The sequence below is a fragment of the Niveispirillum sp. GW835-FHT14G11 genome (assembly GCF_058793615.1).
Map to the genome: position 1 here is coordinate 383,163 of NZ_JBXAFZ010000004.1, position 16,957 is coordinate 400,119.

At 63.7% G+C, this 16,957-nt stretch carries 16 protein-coding genes; 8 read left to right on the plus strand and 8 right to left on the minus strand.

The window, feature by feature from the left end; translation table 11 throughout:
* Nucleotides 1-3: 3 nt before the first annotated feature.
* Together AC1Q7F_RS10380 and AC1Q7F_RS10385 are read right to left on the minus strand one after the other, a co-directional pair.
* Nucleotides 4-339, minus strand: coding sequence for a hypothetical protein (locus tag AC1Q7F_RS10380; RefSeq protein ID WP_492506399.1), 336 nt, complete (start codon nucleotides 337-339; stop codon nucleotides 4-6).
* Between the two features lie 152 nt (nucleotides 340-491).
* Complete coding sequence (locus AC1Q7F_RS10385; protein ID WP_492506401.1) at nucleotides 492-1,586, minus strand: polyamine ABC transporter substrate-binding protein; 1,095 nt, start codon at nucleotides 1,584-1,586, stop codon at nucleotides 492-494.
* A 222-nt stretch (nucleotides 1,587-1,808) separates the two neighbouring features.
* On the opposite strand from AC1Q7F_RS10385, the gene AC1Q7F_RS10390 reads away from it, so the two are divergent.
* Nucleotides 1,809-2,630 (plus strand): FkbM family methyltransferase, encoded by an 822-nt coding sequence (locus AC1Q7F_RS10390; protein WP_492506403.1) that lies wholly within the window; start codon nucleotides 1,809-1,811, stop codon nucleotides 2,628-2,630.
* A 44-nt stretch (nucleotides 2,631-2,674) separates the two neighbouring features.
* Here AC1Q7F_RS10390 and AC1Q7F_RS10395 read toward each other — a convergent pair whose 3' ends face one another.
* The 3 genes from AC1Q7F_RS10395 to dapA form a co-directional block, all read right to left on the minus strand.
* Nucleotides 2,675-5,104 carry a TonB-dependent receptor plug domain-containing protein gene (locus AC1Q7F_RS10395; protein ID WP_492506405.1) on the minus strand — a complete coding sequence of 810 codons (2,430 nt, stop codon included), beginning with the start codon at nucleotides 5,102-5,104 and terminating at the stop codon, nucleotides 2,675-2,677.
* A gap of 163 nt (nucleotides 5,105-5,267) precedes the next feature.
* Nucleotides 5,268-5,741, minus strand: coding sequence for an SsrA-binding protein SmpB (smpB, locus tag AC1Q7F_RS10400; RefSeq protein WP_492506407.1), 474 nt, complete (start codon nucleotides 5,739-5,741; stop codon nucleotides 5,268-5,270).
* 75 nt (nucleotides 5,742-5,816) lie between these two features.
* The gene (dapA, locus tag AC1Q7F_RS10405) at nucleotides 5,817-6,692 is read right to left on the minus strand and encodes a 4-hydroxy-tetrahydrodipicolinate synthase (RefSeq protein WP_492506409.1); all 876 of its coding nucleotides are present in this window, start codon (nucleotides 6,690-6,692) and stop codon (nucleotides 5,817-5,819) included.
* A 51-nt stretch (nucleotides 6,693-6,743) separates the two neighbouring features.
* On the opposite strand from dapA, the gene AC1Q7F_RS10410 reads away from it, so the two are divergent.
* The 3 genes from AC1Q7F_RS10410 to AC1Q7F_RS10420 all read left to right on the plus strand — a co-directional run bounded on the left by AC1Q7F_RS10410 (nucleotide 6,744) and on the right by AC1Q7F_RS10420 (nucleotide 10,379).
* Nucleotides 6,744-8,834, plus strand: a complete 2,091-nt coding sequence (locus AC1Q7F_RS10410; protein WP_492506411.1) for a lytic transglycosylase domain-containing protein — start codon at nucleotides 6,744-6,746, stop codon at nucleotides 8,832-8,834.
* Between the two features lie 99 nt (nucleotides 8,835-8,933).
* Nucleotides 8,934-9,155 (plus strand): hypothetical protein, encoded by a 222-nt coding sequence (locus AC1Q7F_RS10415; RefSeq protein WP_492506413.1) that lies wholly within the window; start codon nucleotides 8,934-8,936, stop codon nucleotides 9,153-9,155.
* A gap of 558 nt (nucleotides 9,156-9,713) precedes the next feature.
* On the plus strand, nucleotides 9,714-10,379 hold the full coding sequence (locus AC1Q7F_RS10420; RefSeq protein ID WP_492506415.1) for a helix-turn-helix domain-containing protein: 666 nt from the start codon (nucleotides 9,714-9,716) through the stop codon (nucleotides 10,377-10,379).
* A 63-nt stretch (nucleotides 10,380-10,442) separates the two neighbouring features.
* On the opposite strand, the gene AC1Q7F_RS10425 is transcribed toward AC1Q7F_RS10420, so the two are convergent.
* Nucleotides 10,443-11,765 carry a tetratricopeptide repeat protein gene (locus tag AC1Q7F_RS10425; protein ID WP_492506417.1) on the minus strand — a complete coding sequence of 441 codons (1,323 nt, stop codon included), beginning with the start codon at nucleotides 11,763-11,765 and terminating at the stop codon, nucleotides 10,443-10,445.
* Between the two features lie 55 nt (nucleotides 11,766-11,820).
* Between AC1Q7F_RS10425 and AC1Q7F_RS10430 the strand changes: the two genes are divergently transcribed.
* Nucleotides 11,821-12,120, plus strand: a complete 300-nt coding sequence (locus AC1Q7F_RS10430) for a 2TM domain-containing protein (protein ID WP_492506419.1) — start codon at nucleotides 11,821-11,823, stop codon at nucleotides 12,118-12,120.
* Between the two features lie 118 nt (nucleotides 12,121-12,238).
* On the opposite strand, the gene purD is transcribed toward AC1Q7F_RS10430, so the two are convergent.
* Nucleotides 12,239-13,534 carry a phosphoribosylamine--glycine ligase gene (gene purD / locus AC1Q7F_RS10435; protein WP_492506421.1) on the minus strand — a complete coding sequence of 432 codons (1,296 nt, stop codon included), beginning with the start codon at nucleotides 13,532-13,534 and terminating at the stop codon, nucleotides 12,239-12,241.
* Between the two features lie 241 nt (nucleotides 13,535-13,775).
* Between purD and AC1Q7F_RS10440 the strand changes: the two genes are divergently transcribed.
* Complete coding sequence (locus tag AC1Q7F_RS10440; RefSeq protein WP_492506423.1) at nucleotides 13,776-14,882, plus strand: extracellular catalytic domain type 2 short-chain-length polyhydroxyalkanoate depolymerase; 1,107 nt, start codon at nucleotides 13,776-13,778, stop codon at nucleotides 14,880-14,882.
* Here the strand turns inward: AC1Q7F_RS10440 and AC1Q7F_RS10445 are convergent.
* A complete protein-coding gene (locus AC1Q7F_RS10445) occupies nucleotides 14,879-15,970 on the minus strand; it encodes a threonine aldolase family protein (protein ID WP_492506425.1) in 1,092 nt (363 codons plus the stop codon). The two genes, AC1Q7F_RS10440 and AC1Q7F_RS10445, sit on opposite strands and share 4 nt — an antisense overlap.
* 205 nt (nucleotides 15,971-16,175) lie before the next feature.
* Here AC1Q7F_RS10445 and AC1Q7F_RS10450 point away from each other — a divergent pair, with 205 nt between their 5' ends.
* Both AC1Q7F_RS10450 and AC1Q7F_RS10455 read left to right on the plus strand, forming a co-directional pair.
* Nucleotides 16,176-16,526 (plus strand): Xre family toxin-antitoxin system antitoxin, encoded by a 351-nt coding sequence (locus AC1Q7F_RS10450; protein WP_492506427.1) that lies wholly within the window; start codon nucleotides 16,176-16,178, stop codon nucleotides 16,524-16,526.
* Nucleotides 16,523-16,957 carry an RES family NAD+ phosphorylase gene (locus AC1Q7F_RS10455; protein WP_492506429.1) on the plus strand — a complete coding sequence of 145 codons (435 nt, stop codon included), beginning with the start codon at nucleotides 16,523-16,525 and terminating at the stop codon, nucleotides 16,955-16,957. The genes AC1Q7F_RS10450 and AC1Q7F_RS10455 overlap by 4 nt, the downstream gene beginning before the upstream one ends.

A 16,957-nucleotide genomic window follows, 5' to 3' on the forward strand; every position in this document is an offset into this window, starting at 1 on the left:
CATCTAGAAGTTACCGGCACCCGGCAGCAGCTCGGTCCGGATCGCCTCTGTCTGCACATCAAGCACCTGACCGGATGCCTTTATGTTCCTGGCATGCAGAATGTCGATCTTGTCGAGGCTTTCTGAATAAATCAGCGGCACCTGCCCGATCTGACGGGCCGCCACATCATTCGCGGCGGTGATCTCAATCGACTGAACATAGACCTCTTCACCGGATGGCATCAGCTCAGAATCGATGCGGCTGGATTTTACCTTTATCGGACTTTCGACTTGGTCTTGAGCCCGGCAAGGGAAAACAACGGCCAATAAAGAAAGCATACAAACAAATGACTTTATCACTTTGCCTCCTCATAAAAATATGACATCCAATTTTCAGTAAACCTACTTTAACAATTTTTTAAGTTCATGCACCATCTTTGAATATTGACAAAAAAAGGGCCAGAGACACTGTCTCTGGCCCTTTTCCGACTTTAGCAGTGATCAGAACGGGATCAGCGACCCGTCTTGATCTTCGTCCAGGAACGGGTGCGCTCGCGCTCCGCCTTCTGGCTGATCTGCTTGACGGTGAACATCTTGGCCATCGTCTCCTTCGACGGGAAGATGGCCGGGTTCTTGGCCACTTCCTGGTTCATCAGCGGCCAGGAGGCGGGCACGGCGTTGGCATAGGCGACGAAGTCGCTGATGCCGGCCATGACCTTGGGTTCCAGCAGATAATTGATGAAGGCGCTGGCGTTGGCGACATTGGCGCCGGCCGGGATGGTGGCCATGTCGAACCAGACCTGGGCCCCTTCCTTGGGGATCGAATATTCAATCGTGTAGGTGGCCTTGGCCTCTGCGGCGCGGGCGGCGGCCTGGAACACGTCGCCCGAATAGCCGACGGCGACGCAGGCGTCACCCGTGGCCAGCGGATCGATCACCGAGGGCACAAAGGTCTTGATATGCGGGCGGATGGCCAGCATCGCGGCTTCGGCCTTCTTGGTGTCTTCCGGGCTTTCGGAATTGGGGTCCAGTCCCTGCGACTTGAACACCGACGGCAGGATGTCCGTCTGGCTGTCCAGGAAGACGATGCCGCAGGCCGCCAGCTTCTTGGCATTCTCCGGGTTGAAGACCAGTTCCCAGCTGTCGGTGGGGGCATTGGGAAGGATGGCCTTCACCTTCTCGACATTATAGCCGATGCCGATCGTGCCCCACTGATAGATGACGCCATATTCGTTGCCCGGATCGGTCGATTCGACCAGCTTGGTCAGCGACGGGTCCAGGTTCTTCAGATTGGGGATCTTGGACTTGTCCAGCTTCTGGATGGCCTTGGCCTGGATCAGCTTGCGCATGGTCGGCTCCGCCGACGGCACGGCGACGTCATAGCCGGAATTGCCCACCAGCAGTTTCGATTCCAGGGTTTCCAGATCGGTGAAGACGTCGTACTGCGTCTTGATGCCGGTGGCCTTGGTGAAATCGTCCAGCGTCGTCTCGCCGATATAATCGGCCCAGTTATAGACGTTGACCTTCTTTTCCTGGGCCATGGCCGTGTGGCCAAGGGCGATGGCGGCGACCATGCCGACGGCGCCGATCACGTGCTTCATCTTCATCAAGGACCCCCAATCAGATCGGACGCCCGTTCCCACGGGACCGCCCCAGGATGATGGGTGCCGCAGTCCCGCGCGCACCCTGGACGGCAGGCATTCCACATAGGCGCCGGGGCCTTGTCAATGACGATGGATTTGCGTTGCGGCATAAGGGGATGCGGCATCCCATCCCTTATGTCATAAGCATGCCTTGCTCACCCCTACGACGCCGCCGGAGTACAGGTTTTGCGCAACGCACAAGAGCCCCCCTTCGGCACCCATGCCCCGGGTACATTGCCCCGGCTGCTGACCGATCTGTGCCAGGGGCTGCCGGTCACGCCGGTGGGGCGGCGGCTGGCGCTGTGGCTGCGCAAGGTGGCGATGCTGATGCAGGGGCCGGTGTTCGACGTGGCGGTGCGTGGCATCCATCTGCGTCTCCATCCCGGCGACAATGTCGGCGAGCGCAAGTTCCTGTTCATGCCGCAATTCTTCGATCCCGAAGAGATGGGCCTGCTGGCCGAACGGCTGCCGCGCGACGGCACCTTCGTCGATATCGGGGCCAATGTCGGGCTCTACACCCTGAACGCCGCCCGCCTGCTGGGGCCGGGCGGGCGCATCCTGGCGGTGGAGCCGGGGCCGGAGGCGGCACGCCGCCTGCGCTTCAACCTGTCGCTCAACCGCACGGATGCCGCCATCACCCACGCCGACTGCGCCATCGGCGCCCAGGAAGGAGTGATGGGGCTGTATCTGGATGCCAGCAACCTGGGCGGATCGTCGCTGGTCCGCGACCATGGCGGCACCAGCACGCCGGTGCGCGTGCGCCCGCTGGTCGATGTGCTGGAGGAGGCGGGGATCACCCGGATCGATGTGTTGAAGATCGATATCGAGGGGGCGGAGGACAAGGCCCTGCTGCCCTTCTTCGATCAGGCACCCGAAAGCCTGTGGCCGCGCGTGATCATCATCGAACGGTCACAGGAAAGCTGGGCCGGTGACCTGCTGGGCCGGTTCGCGGCGGCGGGATATCGGAGCTTCGGCAACAGCAAGATGAACTGGCTGTTTGAGCGGTAAAACCAGTCCCGGCGGCGGGATTTTCCGCCGCCGGGGGGGCGGAATTACCAGGTCACCTTGACCTTGGCGTAGTAGAAGCCGCCGTTGAAACCGAACGGCGAGAAGTTGGAATACTGGGCAAAGCCGTTCGGGTTGGCGCCGGGGATGACCAGATCGGTGTAATTGTCGAACACATTGTTGACGCCGGCAGAGATGGACAGGTTCTCCGTCAGGTCATAACCAACATCGAGATCGACCACCCATTCGGCCCCGAAAGTCTGATCCAGGGCGGCATTGGCATTGCGCGAAGTGAACTTGCCATAGCGCGTGCCACGCAGGGTCAGATTGAGGTCTTCATACTGCCAAGAGGCGGACAGGTTGATCTTGTTCTCAGGCTGGGCTTCCTCAAACCGCCCCTCCTCCAGGCGGGAGAAGCGGGTCAGTTGCAGGCCCACCGTGCTCAGCGTAGACGGGTTGGGCTTCACGTTCAGGGTCTTGGTGTCGTTGAAATTGACGCCCGCGGTGAGGTTCAGGACGCCAGCCGCATCCAGATCGGCGCGGTAGGTGCCGACAATATCGACGCCGCGCGTGCGGGTATCGATGGCGTTGGTGAAGAAGCGCCCGCCGGTCACCCCGATGAAGCCGCGCGCCGTCAGGAAATTCTGCACCGCCGTGCCCGTCAGGTTCTCCGACAGCACGATCCGGTCATTGATGCGGATCTGATAGGCATCGACCGTCAGGCTGGCGCCGTCAAAGGGCGTCGAGGTGAAGCCCAGGCTGTAATTGATCGACTTTTCCGGCTTCAGATCTTCGGCACCCAGCGCCTGCGCCGCCGGGTCATCAACGCGGAAGGTCCGAATCTCAAACGGCACGCCACCGATGAAGTTGGTGGCGGTGGAGGAGAAATAGCTCTGCTGCAGTGACGGCGCGCGGAAGCCGTTGGACACCGCACCACGCAGGCCGAAGGCGTCGGTGAAATCGTACTTGAAGGCGAACTTGCCCGACCCGGTCCAGCCGAAATCGGAATAATGTTCGACACGGCCGGCGACACTGACCAGCAGCGCGTCGGACAGCTTGGTTTCCAGGTCGAGATAGGCGGCATAGCTGTGGCGGTCGACATCGACCTCATCGCTGGGCCGGAAGCCGGGGAAGCCCTGGGCGCCGGGGGCCGGCTGGGCGCCGATGGCACTGGTGGAGCCGCTGTCCAGCACCTTTACGCCGCCATCATTCCAGCTGTCCTCGTCCCCTGCCCCCAGTTCATAGCCTTCGGTGCGGTATTCCAGACCGGCCGAGACACTGAGGGCCGACGGCAAGCCGACATCGACATCGCGCGAGGCGTCGGCGTTGATCACGCCCTGGGTATAGAGCAGATCGCCGGCATAGAAGCTGCGGCGGCTGTTGGTGCCATAGGTGGCGTTCAGGGTGTTTTCCACGCTGAAGGGGAAGTCGTTGCGGCCATAGGTGCCGGAAATGTCATAGCGGGTTTCGCCGGCATCGCCCTTCACACCGACCGCCACCGACATGTCGTCGATGTCGGACGTGATGAACGGCAGGAAGCCGTCGGGATAGATGGAGCGCACATTGTTGGGGTCGCGTGGACGGCGCCAGGTGGCCCCCGCCTTGCCTTCGCGCTTGTTGTAATTGCCGAAGGAGTAGAGCTCGGCACCCCCCAGCGGCAGGCCCAGATTATAGACGACATTATAGTCGGTGACGTCACTGTCGCCGTACCAGAAATTGTCGGTGCGATTGATCGTCGCCTCACGCGGGTCGGCGGCGCCACCGGTCAGGTTATTATATTGCTGACGGATATCGGCGGCCTGGCGGTTGGTGTGGGCGCGGTCACGATATTCGGCCGTCAGGTTCAGATAGCCGCCATCGCCGATGGTCACCCCGGCATTGGAGGCGAAGTGATAGACGTCGCCGTCCCCTTCATAGGTCTGGCCATAGGAGCCGAAGGCCGACCCGCCCTCGTTATTGTCGCGCAGGATGATGTTGATCACGCCGGCGATGGCATCGGACCCGTACTGTGCGGCCGCCCCGTCGCGCAGCACTTCGATCCGGCGGATGGCCGAGGCGGGAATGGAATTCAGATCGGCGCCCGTGGAACCGCGCCCCACGGAACCGTTCAGGTTCAGCAACGCCGTATTGTGACGCCGCTTGCCATTGATCAGCACCAGCGTGTGGTCGGGTGACAGGCCGCGCAGGGTGGCCGGGCGGATATGGTCGGTACCATCGGTGATGGTCGGCTGCGGAAAGTTGAAGGAGGGCACAAGGGCATTCAACACCTTGTTGACCTCCCCCAGGCCCGACCGCTCCAGCTCACCCGCCGAAATCACGTCCACCGGCACCGGCGATTCCGCCAGGGTCCGGTCGGCGCGGCGCGTGCCGGTGACGACGATTTCCTCGACATCGGCGGGCTGCTGAGCCTGGGCGCCCCCCGCCACGGTCAGGAACCCGGCCAATGCCGTACCAACCTTAAGCCACTGCTTCCCCATTTACTTCCCTCCGACCTCATTCAGTCGCCGTTCCGCCCCGGAACGATCAAACCACCGGGGAACGATATCGCATCCGGGCGGCTTGGGAAGGCAAGGTGGTTAAATTGCAATTAAAATTGCAGTTGTGTGACGCAATAGGCGCACCAATCGCAGTCCGATCCTGTCACCCGCGTGCCCGCATCAACCGCGCCTTGTCGCGCTGCCAGTCGCGCGCCTTTTCCGTTTCGCGCTTATCGCCCTGCTTCTTGCCCTTGGCGATGCCGATCTCGACCTTGGCCATGCCGCGGTCGTTGAAATAGATGGACATGGGCACCAGGGTCATGCCCTGACGCTGGATGGCGGCAAACATCTTCACCATCTCGCGCTTGCGGACCAGCAGCTTGCGCGGGCGCTTGGGGTCGTGCTGCAGCCAGGCGCCGGCCTGGCCATATTCGGGGATGTAGGAATTGACCAGGAACAGCTCCCCGCCGACATCGCCGGCATAGCTTTCCAGGATGGAGGCCTTGCCGCCACGCAGCGACTTGACCTCTGTGCCGGTCAGCATGATGCCGGCCTCCACCGTGTCCTCGATAAAGTAATCGAAGCGGGCCCGGCGGTTCTGTGCCGCGTATTTGCGCTCGGGCGCGTTGTTAGCCATCGCTCAGGCAATCCGATTCAGAAATGAAAAACGTCCCCCCTGTTATGGGGGGACGTTCCGCAGAGTTCAATGTATTCAGCCGATCAAGCCGGCCTTGCGCATCGCCTCTTCCACGGCGACGCGGCCCTCCGCACTGCACGCCACCAGCGGCAGGCGCACCTCGGGGCTGGACTTGCCCAGCAGGCTGGCGGCATATTTCACCGGCGCCGGGCTGGTCTCCACGAACATCGCATGATGCAGGGGCATCAGGATGTCGCGGATGCGGGCCATCTCGACCAGGTCGCCGGCAGCCCAAGCATTCTGCATCTGGGCGCAGAGCGCCGGTGCGACATTGGCCGTGACGGAGATACAACCCACCCCACCCTGGGCCAGGAATGCCGTGGCGGTGGCATCCTCGCCGGAAAGCTGGCAGAAGTCGGGCCCGATCTCCACGCGGGTGCGCAGGGGGCGGACCAGATCGGCCGTGGCATCCTTCACACCGATGATGTTGGGCAGCTTCGCCAGACGGGCCATGGTTGCGACAGACATGTCGATGACGCTGCGGCCAGGGATATTGTAGATGATGATGGGTATATCGACGGCGTCATGGATGGCCTTGTAATGCTGATAAAGACCTTCCTGCGACGGCTTGTTGTAATAAGGTGTCACCACAAGCGCGGCGTCGGCACCGATCTGCTTGGCGTGACGGGTCAACTGGATGGCCTCTTCCGTCGAGTTGGAACCGGTGCCGGCGATCACGGGAACGCGGCCCTTGGCCACCTCAACAGCCTGGGAGATGACCAGACGATGCTCCTCATGGCTCAGCGTCGGCGATTCGCCGGTCGTGCCGACCGGAACCACGCCGTGCGTCCCCTGTTTGATCTGCCAGTCCACGAAGTCCTGGAACGCGACCTCATCCACCTTCCCATCGCGGAACGGCGTGATCAGTGCGACGATGGAACCCTTGAACATGGCAAGCTACTCCGGTCAGAACGAATGAAGGCGCGAACCTTAAACAGCCCCATGGTCCGAAACAAGGCGGCAGGCCGTGCCCTGGCGGCGATGCTGGTCTGCCTGGGAATGGGGCTTGGCCTGACCGGATTGGCACAGGCCGCCGGCGGCAGCTCGGCCACCAGCGAGATCGCCGTCTACAAGCAGGCGTTGCGCGCCGCCGACCAGGGCAAGATGGACGAGGCCCAGCGCCTGGTCCGCCGCGCCCCGGACGAACTGGCCTCACAGCTGCTGCTATGGATGGAATTGACGCAGGGCGGCGCCGATGCGAGCTGGGAATCCCTCACCGCCTTCATGAAGCGTCACCCCGACTGGCCCAACCAGACGGCGCTGCGCCGCAATGCCGAAAGCGTGATGCCGTCGGACATGCCCTACCGAGAGATGCGGGAATGGTTCGAGAAGAACCCGCCTTTGACGCTGGTGGGCCTGGGCCGCTATGGCGACGCACTGATGGAGACCGGGGCGTCGGACAAAGCCATCACCCTGATCCGCGACCGCTATATCAATGGCAGCTTCGGCACGCAGGAGGAGCGGGATTTCCGCCAACGCTATGTCGGGTTGCTGCGCCCAGCCGACCATGCCGCACGCCTGGACCAGCTGCTGTGGGCGGAAAAGGTCGATGAAGCGCGCCGCGTCATGCCGCTGGTCGATCCGGGCCGTCAGGCCGTGGCCGAGGCGCGCATCGCCCTGGCCGCCCAGTCGCCCGGCGTGGATGGCGCGCTGCGCCGCGTCCCGGCTGAGTTGCAGAATGATCCCGGTCTGCTGTACGACCGCACCCGCTGGCGCCGCCGCAAGGACATGGATGCCGGCGCCATGGAGGCCTTCGCCGTCAAGCCGGCGCAGGAGGAGGCGCACGGCGCCGACTGGTGGGTGGAACGCCATATCCTGGCCCGCCGGCTGATGGAAACGGAACAGTATGCCCGCGCCTATGAACTGGTCTCCGCCCATGGCGCCCGGGACGGCCTGGCCTTCGCCCAGGCGGAATTCCTGGCCGGATGGCTGGCATTGCGCAAGCTGAACAAGCCCGATGAGGCGCTGAGGCATTTCGAGACGCTGTTCCGTGGCACCGCCTCCCCCGTTAGCCGCTCACGCGGCGCCTATTGGGCCGGCCGCGCGCTGGACGCGCTGGGTGACAAGGAGCGGGCCGCCACCTGGTTCGATACGGCCACCACCTATGGCGGTACCTTCTATGGCTTGCTGGCCGCCGACCGGCTGGACCGCCCGCCCGGCAGCGCCATGCCGGTGGAACCGGTGCCGACGGAAGAGCAGCAGAAGGCGTTCAAGAAGCGCGAGATGGTGCGGATCGTGCAGCTGCTGGCCCGCATCGAGGGGGCGGACGGCGATCGCACCACCCTGTTCCTGCGCAAGCTGACCGCCGACGCCAAGACGGGGGAGGAATATCAGCTGGTGGGAGAACTGGCCCTGTCATTGAAACGCAAGGATCTGGCCGTCACAACCTCTCGCGCCGCCTGGCAGGATGGGTTCGTACTGCGCCAAGCGGGATTCCCGCTGCTTGACATGCGCGCCCCTGCCCGGCCGGAGGCCGCCCTGATCCATGGCATCATCCGTCAGGAAAGCAATTTCGTCGCCGACGCCGTCAGCTCCGCCGGGGCCCGCGGCCTGATGCAGGTGATGCCGACCACGGCCGCCGGGGTGAACAGGACGTCGGCCAAGCCGGCTGCGAAACCGGCCACCACCACCCAGGCCAAGAGCAAGAAGAAGGACACCAAGCAGAAGAAGCCGCCCGCCAAGAGTAGTACCAGCGCCACCGCCACCCGGCTGACCGCCGATCCGCGATATAATGTGGAGACGGGATCGACATATCTGGCCGATCTTGTGGATCGGTTCGGCGGGTCCTACGTGCTGGCCATCGCATCCTACAATGCCGGTCCAGGCCGGGTGGCGGGATGGGTGCGCGATTATGGCGACCCCAGGGGCAACGGAGTCGACGTCATCGACTGGATCGAAACCATGCCGATCTACGAGACCCGCAACTATGTCCAGCGCGTGCTGGAGAATGTTCATCTCTACCGCGCCCGCTTGGGCCAGCCATCATTGCGGATGACGCTGGATCTGGGCCGGGGCGCCGCCACCAACGGCTGATTGCAAAGGAGCTACCTCCTATTTCCGCGCGCAAAATGGGCGTTCTCGGGCGATTATGGTCACAACATTGCCACGCCTTCCTGTCCGGAGCGCCCCTGAATGCCGGCCCAACCTATCGCACTGCATATCCGCGAGGCCGCGATCGTCCACGCCCGACTGCTCGACAGGCTGATCATCGAAACGGAGATTGAGATCGAGAGTGCCAAAGACCCGTTCGTACAGGAGAGCCTGCGCGAGTGGTTGGGTGTTCTTCGCGCTGAAAGACAGGTTTATGGTCTGGCCGCGACCCTGCTTGTGACAAAAATTGAAAATGCTGCTTGACGGAACGATAGGATTCCGGAATTTCATCGTGAAAAATCGGAACGGAAAGCCGGTCCTGGTCGATAGCCAATGTCGGTATCCCCGAGTCCAAGGTTTATCGACAAGTCTGGGGGATGTGGTAGTATAATTGTCACGCAATACCCGCATGGGCGGAAACGCCCACGATCAGATAGATCGAATTTTACTTTATTGCGGTAGATAGTTGCTCACTTGGCAGTCGAAGACAACCAAAGGGAGGCTGCACCAGCAAAATTGGCCAATCTTTCTCGATTTCTTGGTGTGGAGCTTCCACTGCGATGGTCAATTCGGCCCAAAGACATACAAGTTATGGACAGTTGGGTCAGAATCGCAGATATTGCCATACCATAGCATGACGGAACGTTGAGCTGCGTACTTGCTAGTATCGGCTCTAAGGTTAATATGCCGGCGAAAGCCTGAGTGCTATTCCGGCGCAATGCTGCGCCGGAATCATGAGAACAGTGGCAATCGTGGACCACGGAACTTTGCGTGGTCCACGACGTTGCCATAGGAACGCGGAATAGGGGGCAATAGAGTTCGATGCCGAGACGGAGCAAAAATGCAGCTGTCGCTGCCCTTGAGACCGTAATTGAAAACCATGTGGCTGGTCGTATCAGACTTCGTCGAGGCCTTCTGGGCATGAGCCAGTCGGATTTGGCCAAGGCTTTGGGAATTACTTTCCAGCAGGTTCAGAAGTACGAGCGCGGATCCAATCGTGTTTCCGTGGGAAAACTCTATCGTCTAGCCGATATTCTGGATGTGCCGCTGACATTCTTCTTCGATGGGCTGGATGTGCCGGACATGCGCCGTCCGCCGGAAAGCTTCGCCGCCACGGCCGAAGGTTCCTCGCCCATCCTGTCGCGTCGTGAACTGGACCTGTTGCGGGCCTGGAAGTCGGCGCCGGATGAGATCGCGGATGCTGTCGGATCGCTGCTGCGTGCCATTTCGCCCAATGCCGGCTATGACGAGGAAGCCGCCGCCGCCGCCGCCGCCAACCGCCAGTACAGCACGCCGGTGCTCAGCACGGCCCCAGCCGATATCATTGAGGCGCCGCGCCGCCGTGGCCCCGTACCGGGAAGCAAGCGCCAGCCCAAGGCCGCGACCGCAGCAGCACCTGCCGCTGCAACCCCAGGGGGCCGACGCCGCAGGGGTGCCATCTGGGATCCGGCGGACATCCGGGATTACACCGAAACCGAAAGCGAATAGGCTTTCGCGCTCGGCAATGAAGTCCCCGGTGACGATGGTCGCCGGGGATTTTTTCTTTTTGAGCTATTTGCGGAAGCTCAGCCAGACATTGAAGCCGTCATGATGCGCATCAAGAGCCAGCGGCTGGCCCCGTTTCACGTCCATCGGACGGTCAGGCAGATAGAATCCGGGCTGCCAACCACTGGCCGGACTGTCGATGAAGGGACTGTTCTCGAAGCTGACGCCACCGCCAAAATCAAGCCAGACCCATTGCGCCAGAGCGACACAGCGCCCGTCGGCCGTGGCAGGCAGGGTGAAGCGTACATGTTCGTTGCCCGGAATCGGCCCACCGGTGAAATCGAAGCTGAACGGATCGACGGGCGCTGACAGGGCCAGCGGCTGCACCAACCGGGCGTCGTAACGCACCGAGCGCGGATACAGCCGGTTGAAGGCCGACAGGTCGAAGCCGTTCGTCGGGCCGGTGAACAGGTGCTTTTCCAACAGTTCGCCCCCTGCCAGCGCACAGCGCACACCCCCACGCGCCGGCAGGATGCGGGCCTCCTGGGTCAGCAGCCGGGCACGCGCATCGGCCACAGCGGGGATGATGCGTTCGGACAGGAAATCGCTGGCCACGATCTCCGACAGCAGCACATCGGCCCGGCGCGGCAGCACAGCTCCCACCTCCAGCGCTGTGGAGAGGGTATTGACCACGGTGATGCGGTCGGACAGGCCGTTGGCCGCGATCACGGCCCGCGCCGTCTGTGCAATCCAGGGCACCGCCTCGCACGTCACCACCTTTGCGCCAGCCTTGGCGGCCATCATGGCCAGCAGGCCAGAGCCCGTGCCGATCTCCAGCACGAGGTCGCCCGGCTTCACCTGCGCCTGGATGGCCGCCGCATAGGCATCATTGCGGGGGGCGTCATTGACCATGGGCACGTGCCAGAGCGGCAACATCCCTGTGCGCAACTTTGATTGAAGTAGTTGCGCCTCCACGAAATCGGGCTGCAAGGCCAGGGCCGCATCCACCTGTGCCAGGGCCGCCTCCAGCTTCTCCTGATCGCGATAGGCGGCAGCCAGATTGAAGCGGCCCACAGGATCCTGCGGTTCCACCGCCACCGACTTCTCAAAGGCCGCCGCCGCCTCTTCCTTGAGGTTCAGTTTCTGCAGGCAGAGCCCGATATTGAAGTTGAGACCTCGGAAGCCGGGATCGGCCTTGCCTGCCCGTTCGAAAGCGGCCAGCGCCTGTTCCCACTTCTCCTGCGCCTTCAGCACCACGCCCAGGTTCCAGCTGACAGGGGCGGAGCCGGGCCGGGCCTTGTCGACCTTGCGGTAAAGCGCCTCCGCCTCGGCCCAGCGGCCCTCGTTCTGATGGGTAACGGCCTGGGCGAAGGTGCGGTTGAGGTCCATGGCGGCTGCTTTTGGATCAAGGGAATATGCGTCATTGTGGCCCGAGGGGGTGGGTGTGATCAACAGGTTCGGCGCTGGCATCCAAGGCCGGTCGCGCTATGCTGTGATCCGCGCGTTACCGGAAAAGGCCCCATCCTCGATGTCCCTGCCCGACACCCACCCGATCGTGAAACGGCGACGCAGCCAGTTGCTGAACCATCTGCTGGCCTACTTCATCTTCGCCGTGATCATCGTGCCGGTAAACTTCATCACCACGCCTGACAAGGTGTGGTTCTTCTATCCGCTGGTGGCCTGGATGGCGCCGCTGGCCCTGCACACGGCCCATGCCATGGGTATGTTCGACCGGCGGCGATAGGGCTTTCAATAATATCCGACCGGATGCAACCATCAGGGCGCACTTGGAAACCCCATCCCATCGGCACAGAACCGGACTTCCGATTCGTCCCTGACGATCGTTCGTTTCCTTAAACTATTTACAATCCACGCGCCATGGCGCGCCAGGCGATGTCGCGGCGACAGAATCCCTCCTTCCAGTCGATGCGGTCCACCGCCGCATAGGCCTGGGTGCGGGCATCGGCCACGCGGGGTGCGATGGCGGTGACGCCCAGGACGCGGCCACCATTGGCCAGGATGGCACCGTCGGCCCCTTCCCTGGTGCCGGCATGGAAAATCTCCACCCCATCCACCTGGGCTGCCTGCGCCAGGTTGCCGATGCGGGTTCCCTTCACATAATCGCCGGGATAGCCTTCGGCCGCCATGACGACGCACAAGGCCGCCTCGTCGTGCCATTCCGGCACCTGACCAGAGACATCGCCCTTGGCCGCAGCCAGCAGCAACGGCACCAGATCGGATTTCAGGCGGCGCATCAGCACCTGGCATTCCGGATCGCCAAAGCGAACATTATATTCCAGCAGCTTGGGGAACGGCTGCCCGTCGGGGCCGTCCACCACCATGATGCCGGCGAACAGCACGCCGATGAACGGTTTGCCCTCGGCCGCCATGCCGCGGACCGTGGGCAGAATCATCTCTTCCATGATCCGCGCCTCGATGGCGGGCGTCAGCACGGGGGCGGGACTATAGGTGCCCATGCCACCGGTGTTGGGGCCCTGGTCCCCGTCATAGGCACGCTTATGGTCCTGGGCACCGGCCAGGGCCACGGCGTTGGTGCCGTCGCAGATGGCGAAGAAGCTGGCCTCCTCCCCATCCAGGAATTCCTCGATCACCAGTTCGGCCCCGGCATCGCCGAAGCGGCGACCGACCATGGCCTCCTCGATGGCGGCAAACGCCTCCTCCACGCTCTGGCAGATGGTGACACCCTTGCCGGCGGCCAACCCGTCGGTCTTCACCACGATGGGCGCCCCCTGGCGGGCCACGAAATCCTTGGCGGCGGCGATGTCGGTGAAGCGGCCGTACGCCGCGGTAGGCACACCGAAACGGGCCACGGCATCCTTCATGAAGCCCTTGGACCCTTCCAGGGCGGCAGCCGCCTGCGACGGGCCGAAGGTGGGGATGCCGATGGCGCGCAGACTGTCAGCCAGACCCAGCACCAGCGGTTCCTCCGGCCCCACCACGGCGAAATCGATGCCATTGTCGCGGGCAAAGGCGGTGATGCCGGCCACGTCGTTGGCGGCCAGGGACACGATCTCAGCCACGTCCTTGATGCCGGCATTGCCGGGCGCGCAATAGAGCCGGCTGCACAGGGGCGAGCGCTTGATGGACCAGCACAGCGCATGTTCGCGACCGCCGGAACCCACGACCAGAATCTTCATGGCACCCTTCCCCTGCTGCTGCCGTTCGGCGGCGGGTTCTTAGCATGGGCGGGGCGGCGGGTCACCCGGCGGTGCGGGATGGCGCCCCTGCGGCAGCAGGCTGTCAGCTCTACAAGCACTATGGCTTTTAAATATCAAAAGGAGATTTGCAACTGGATATCAAGTTCGGACTGGCGTATCTCTATGTTGCAGTGCGGCATGATTGCGGCCCTGCATGATATCCTGGTGATGGGAGGCGATGATGGGTTTCCTGCTTCGCGGGCTCGTGTTTTTGATGTTCGTGGCGCTGGCCTTCCGGGCCGGGGCCGCCGAACCGCTGAAGGCCTACAAGGTGGCGCCGGGCCAGACGACGGTGTCCGGCCTGTCCTCTGGCGCCTTCATGGCGCATCAGCTGCATGTGGCGCATTCCGACATCATCCAGGGGGCCGGCATCTTCGCAGGCGGACCCTATTACTGCGCCCAGGGCTCGTCGACGCGGGCCACGGGAAGCTGCACCTGCTTCACCAAGGCGCAGTTCGACAAGGCATTCGGCAACAGCGCCTGCGACCGTACCTTCGGCGGGCTGCCGGAACCGTCGGCCAAGGCCTCGCTGAGTCAGGCCAGGCGCTTCGCCGACAGCGGCGACATCGCCGACCTGGCCAACCTAGCCGACGACAAGGTGTTCCTGATGATCGGCAACAAGGACGCCGTCGTCCTGCCGCAAAGCATGAAGGCCGTGGCGGAATTCTACGCAACCCTGGGGCTGAAGCCTGAACAGATCGCATTTCCGCCGCTGAAGGGCAATCACACCTTCCCCACGCTGGCGGCGGGCAAGGCCTGTGGCGTGCTGCAAAGCCCCTATATCGGCAAGTGCGACCTGGACGGGGCCGGCCAGATGCTGACCCATCTGTTGGGCCCGCTGAACCCCAAGGCCAACCAGGTGACGGGCAGTCTGGTCGCCTTCGACCAGAATGAATTCGCGCCCGGCGGCGATGCGCGCGCCATCAGCCTGGGCGCCACGGGCTATGTCTTCGTGCCGAAATCCTGCCAGGCGGGGGAGGATTGCCGGTTGCACGTGGCCCTGCATGGTTGCGGCCAGTCGGCCGAGGCGCTGAAGGGCACGCTCTATCCGGAAAGCACGGGCTATCGCGAATGGGCCGACACCAACCGGCTGATCGTGCTGTTCCCGCAGACGCTGAGCCGGCTGGACCTGATCGGCGGCACGGTCAATCCGGAGGGCTGCTGGGACTGGTGGGGCTATGCCACGACGGGCGGCGAAAAGGCGCGCTTCCTCTATGGCACCCGCAAGGGACCGCAGGTGACCGCCATCCGGGCCATGGTCGACCGGGTGACGGGGGTGCGGGGTTAGGCCCGCGCTTCCGCCAGCAGTTGGGCGAACCGGGCGGCCAGTGCGTCCGGTTCGTGGGCCATCGTCGCTTCGCCCACCACCATCTCCGTGAAGCAATGGTCCCGGACCGGCAGCGACAGCACGCGGCCGAAGCTCCACACCCCCTCCTCCCGCGCGGCGCGTTCCAGCGCACCGGCCAGGGAGGCGGCGGCGACGGGCCAGATCAGGCGAAAGGAATTGCACATAACCCGATCGGCGGCCCAGGGCGCGTCGCGCGCGGCCAGCGCGGCGGCCAATGCCACGGCACGGGCATGGTAATCCCCCATGCGCGGCAGGAAATGGCGCAACCCGTAGAGCCCGCCCAGCACGAATGGAAAGGCCGTGTAGAGATTGCCACCCATGCGCGACCGCCAGGGCTTCAAGGTCTCCAGGAATTCGGCCTGGCCCGCGATCAACGCCCCGCCGGGCGCGCCCAGCCCCTTGTAAAGGCTGACATAGACACTGTCGGCCAGGGACGATATCTCCGCTAGCGATCGGCCATAGAAGGGCTGCGTCTCCCACAGCCGCGCCCCATCCAGGTGGAAGGCGATGCCCTGCTCCCGGCACCAGGCGGAGATGGCGACCAATGCCTCCCAATCCGGCGCCCGGAAGCCGGCATTGCGCAGCGGCAGTTCCACGACGACGGCGGCCAACGGTTCCTGCACGCCCTTCAAGTCGCAAAGCGTGAACGGTGCGTCGTCCGGACCGATGCGGGCCAGCCTGATATCGCTGAGCCGTTCCACGGCATCGGACTCGTCGATGGCAATGTGGCTTTTCGGATGCACGGCCACCAGCCGCCGGCCCGTGCGTTCCCGATGCGCGAACAACACCGCCTGCTGTCCCACCACGGCCTTGTGGAAGAACAGGGAGGACGCCTTGCCCAGCAGGCCCGCCACCTGCTGCTGCAAGGCATCGATGGTCGGGCCGGCATTGTACTCGTCGCCCGGCAGCTCGATCTCCGGCATCGACAGCAGCCGGGTCATCCAGTCGCGCGGGCTGATGGGGCCATGACCATGCAGGAAGGTCCGACATTGGGCGCGCAGGGCGCGATCAAGGGTGATGGGTTTCATGGGATGTCTCCGGCCGGAATGGGCGGCAGGATGGGCCAATCCGGCACCGGGATTCAATATTGGCGCATTGGATCATTGGAGTCTTGGAACATTGGGCCATTGTTCCATTGGGCCGAATGCCCATATGATTGGGGCAAATGGCCAGGAGCGGATGATGCAGCCGGCACGGATCGCAGAGATCATAGGTAATAGCGGGATGGACCTAATGCGCGCCATTCGCGCCGGGCTGCCCATCGGCACCGTCGACCATATCCTGGACAGCGGGCTGCTGAACGCCGTGGAACTGGATCGCATCGTTCTGCCTCGCCGCACGCTTTCCAACCGGCGCAAGACGGGTCGGCTGACGGCGGAGCAATCGGACCGGCTGGTCCGCGTGCTGCGCTTGCTGGCCACAGCGGAAGAAACATTCGGTGACCGGGACCGCGCCGGGCTTTGGTTGCGCCGCGCCACGACGGCGCTGGACGGGGAACGGCCGCTGGACCTGCTGGACACTGATGAGGGGGCCAGGGCGGTGGAGACCCTGCTGGGCCGCATCGCGCACGGGATCGCCGCGTGACCATCGGCTGGCGCATCTGCCGCGCCCCCTTCGCCGACCCGTCAGGTGAGGGTGCACGACTGTATGGGGGGCGCTGGAACCGGCCCGGCCTGCCGGTGGTCTATCTGGCGGAAACGGCGGCACTGGCCGTGCTGGAGGTGCGGGTGCACCTGGATTTGGCCCCGGACTTGCTGCCCCTGGATTACATGTTGAGCCGCGTGTCGCTGGCGGGGTTGGCGGTGGAGAATGTCGAGACGGTGCCCGACGACACCGCCGGGTTCGGCACCGACTGGCTGCGGTCGGCGCGCACGCCGGTCCTGTCGGTGCCATCGCTGATCGTGCCTGAAAGCCGCAACCTGCTGCTGAATCCCGCCCATCCGGAGGCAAACAGCGCCCGCGTCATCGGCAGCCGCCGCTTCAGCTTTGATCGCCGGCTTTGGGCACCGATTTAA

Excerpts from the sequence above, each read along its gene's own strand:
- AC1Q7F_RS10395 (WP_492506405.1), bottom strand. The coding sequence starts at position 5,104 with ATGGGGAAGCAGTGGCTTAAGGTTGGTACGGCATTGGCCGGGTTCCTG.
- AC1Q7F_RS10440 (WP_492506423.1), top strand. The coding sequence starts at position 13,776 with ATGGGTTTCCTGCTTCGCGGGCTCGTGTTTTTGATGTTCGTGGCGCTG.
- AC1Q7F_RS10420 (WP_492506415.1), top strand. The coding sequence starts at position 9,714 with ATGCCGAGACGGAGCAAAAATGCAGCTGTCGCTGCCCTTGAGACCGTA.
- AC1Q7F_RS10415 (WP_492506413.1), top strand. The coding sequence starts at position 8,934 with ATGCCGGCCCAACCTATCGCACTGCATATCCGCGAGGCCGCGATCGTC.
- AC1Q7F_RS10445 (WP_492506425.1), bottom strand. The coding sequence starts at position 15,970 with ATGAAACCCATCACCCTTGATCGCGCCCTGCGCGCCCAATGTCGGACC.
- smpB (WP_492506407.1), bottom strand. The coding sequence starts at position 5,741 with ATGGCTAACAACGCGCCCGAGCGCAAATACGCGGCACAGAACCGCCGG.
- AC1Q7F_RS10385 (WP_492506401.1), bottom strand. The coding sequence starts at position 1,586 with ATGAAGATGAAGCACGTGATCGGCGCCGTCGGCATGGTCGCCGCCATC.
- dapA (WP_492506409.1), bottom strand. The coding sequence starts at position 6,692 with ATGTTCAAGGGTTCCATCGTCGCACTGATCACGCCGTTCCGCGATGGG.
- AC1Q7F_RS10425 (WP_492506417.1), bottom strand. The coding sequence starts at position 11,765 with ATGGACCTCAACCGCACCTTCGCCCAGGCCGTTACCCATCAGAACGAG.
- AC1Q7F_RS10410 (WP_492506411.1), top strand. The coding sequence starts at position 6,744 with ATGGTCCGAAACAAGGCGGCAGGCCGTGCCCTGGCGGCGATGCTGGTC.
- AC1Q7F_RS10450 (WP_492506427.1), top strand. The coding sequence starts at position 16,176 with ATGCGCGCCATTCGCGCCGGGCTGCCCATCGGCACCGTCGACCATATC.
- purD (WP_492506421.1), bottom strand. The coding sequence starts at position 13,534 with ATGAAGATTCTGGTCGTGGGTTCCGGCGGTCGCGAACATGCGCTGTGC.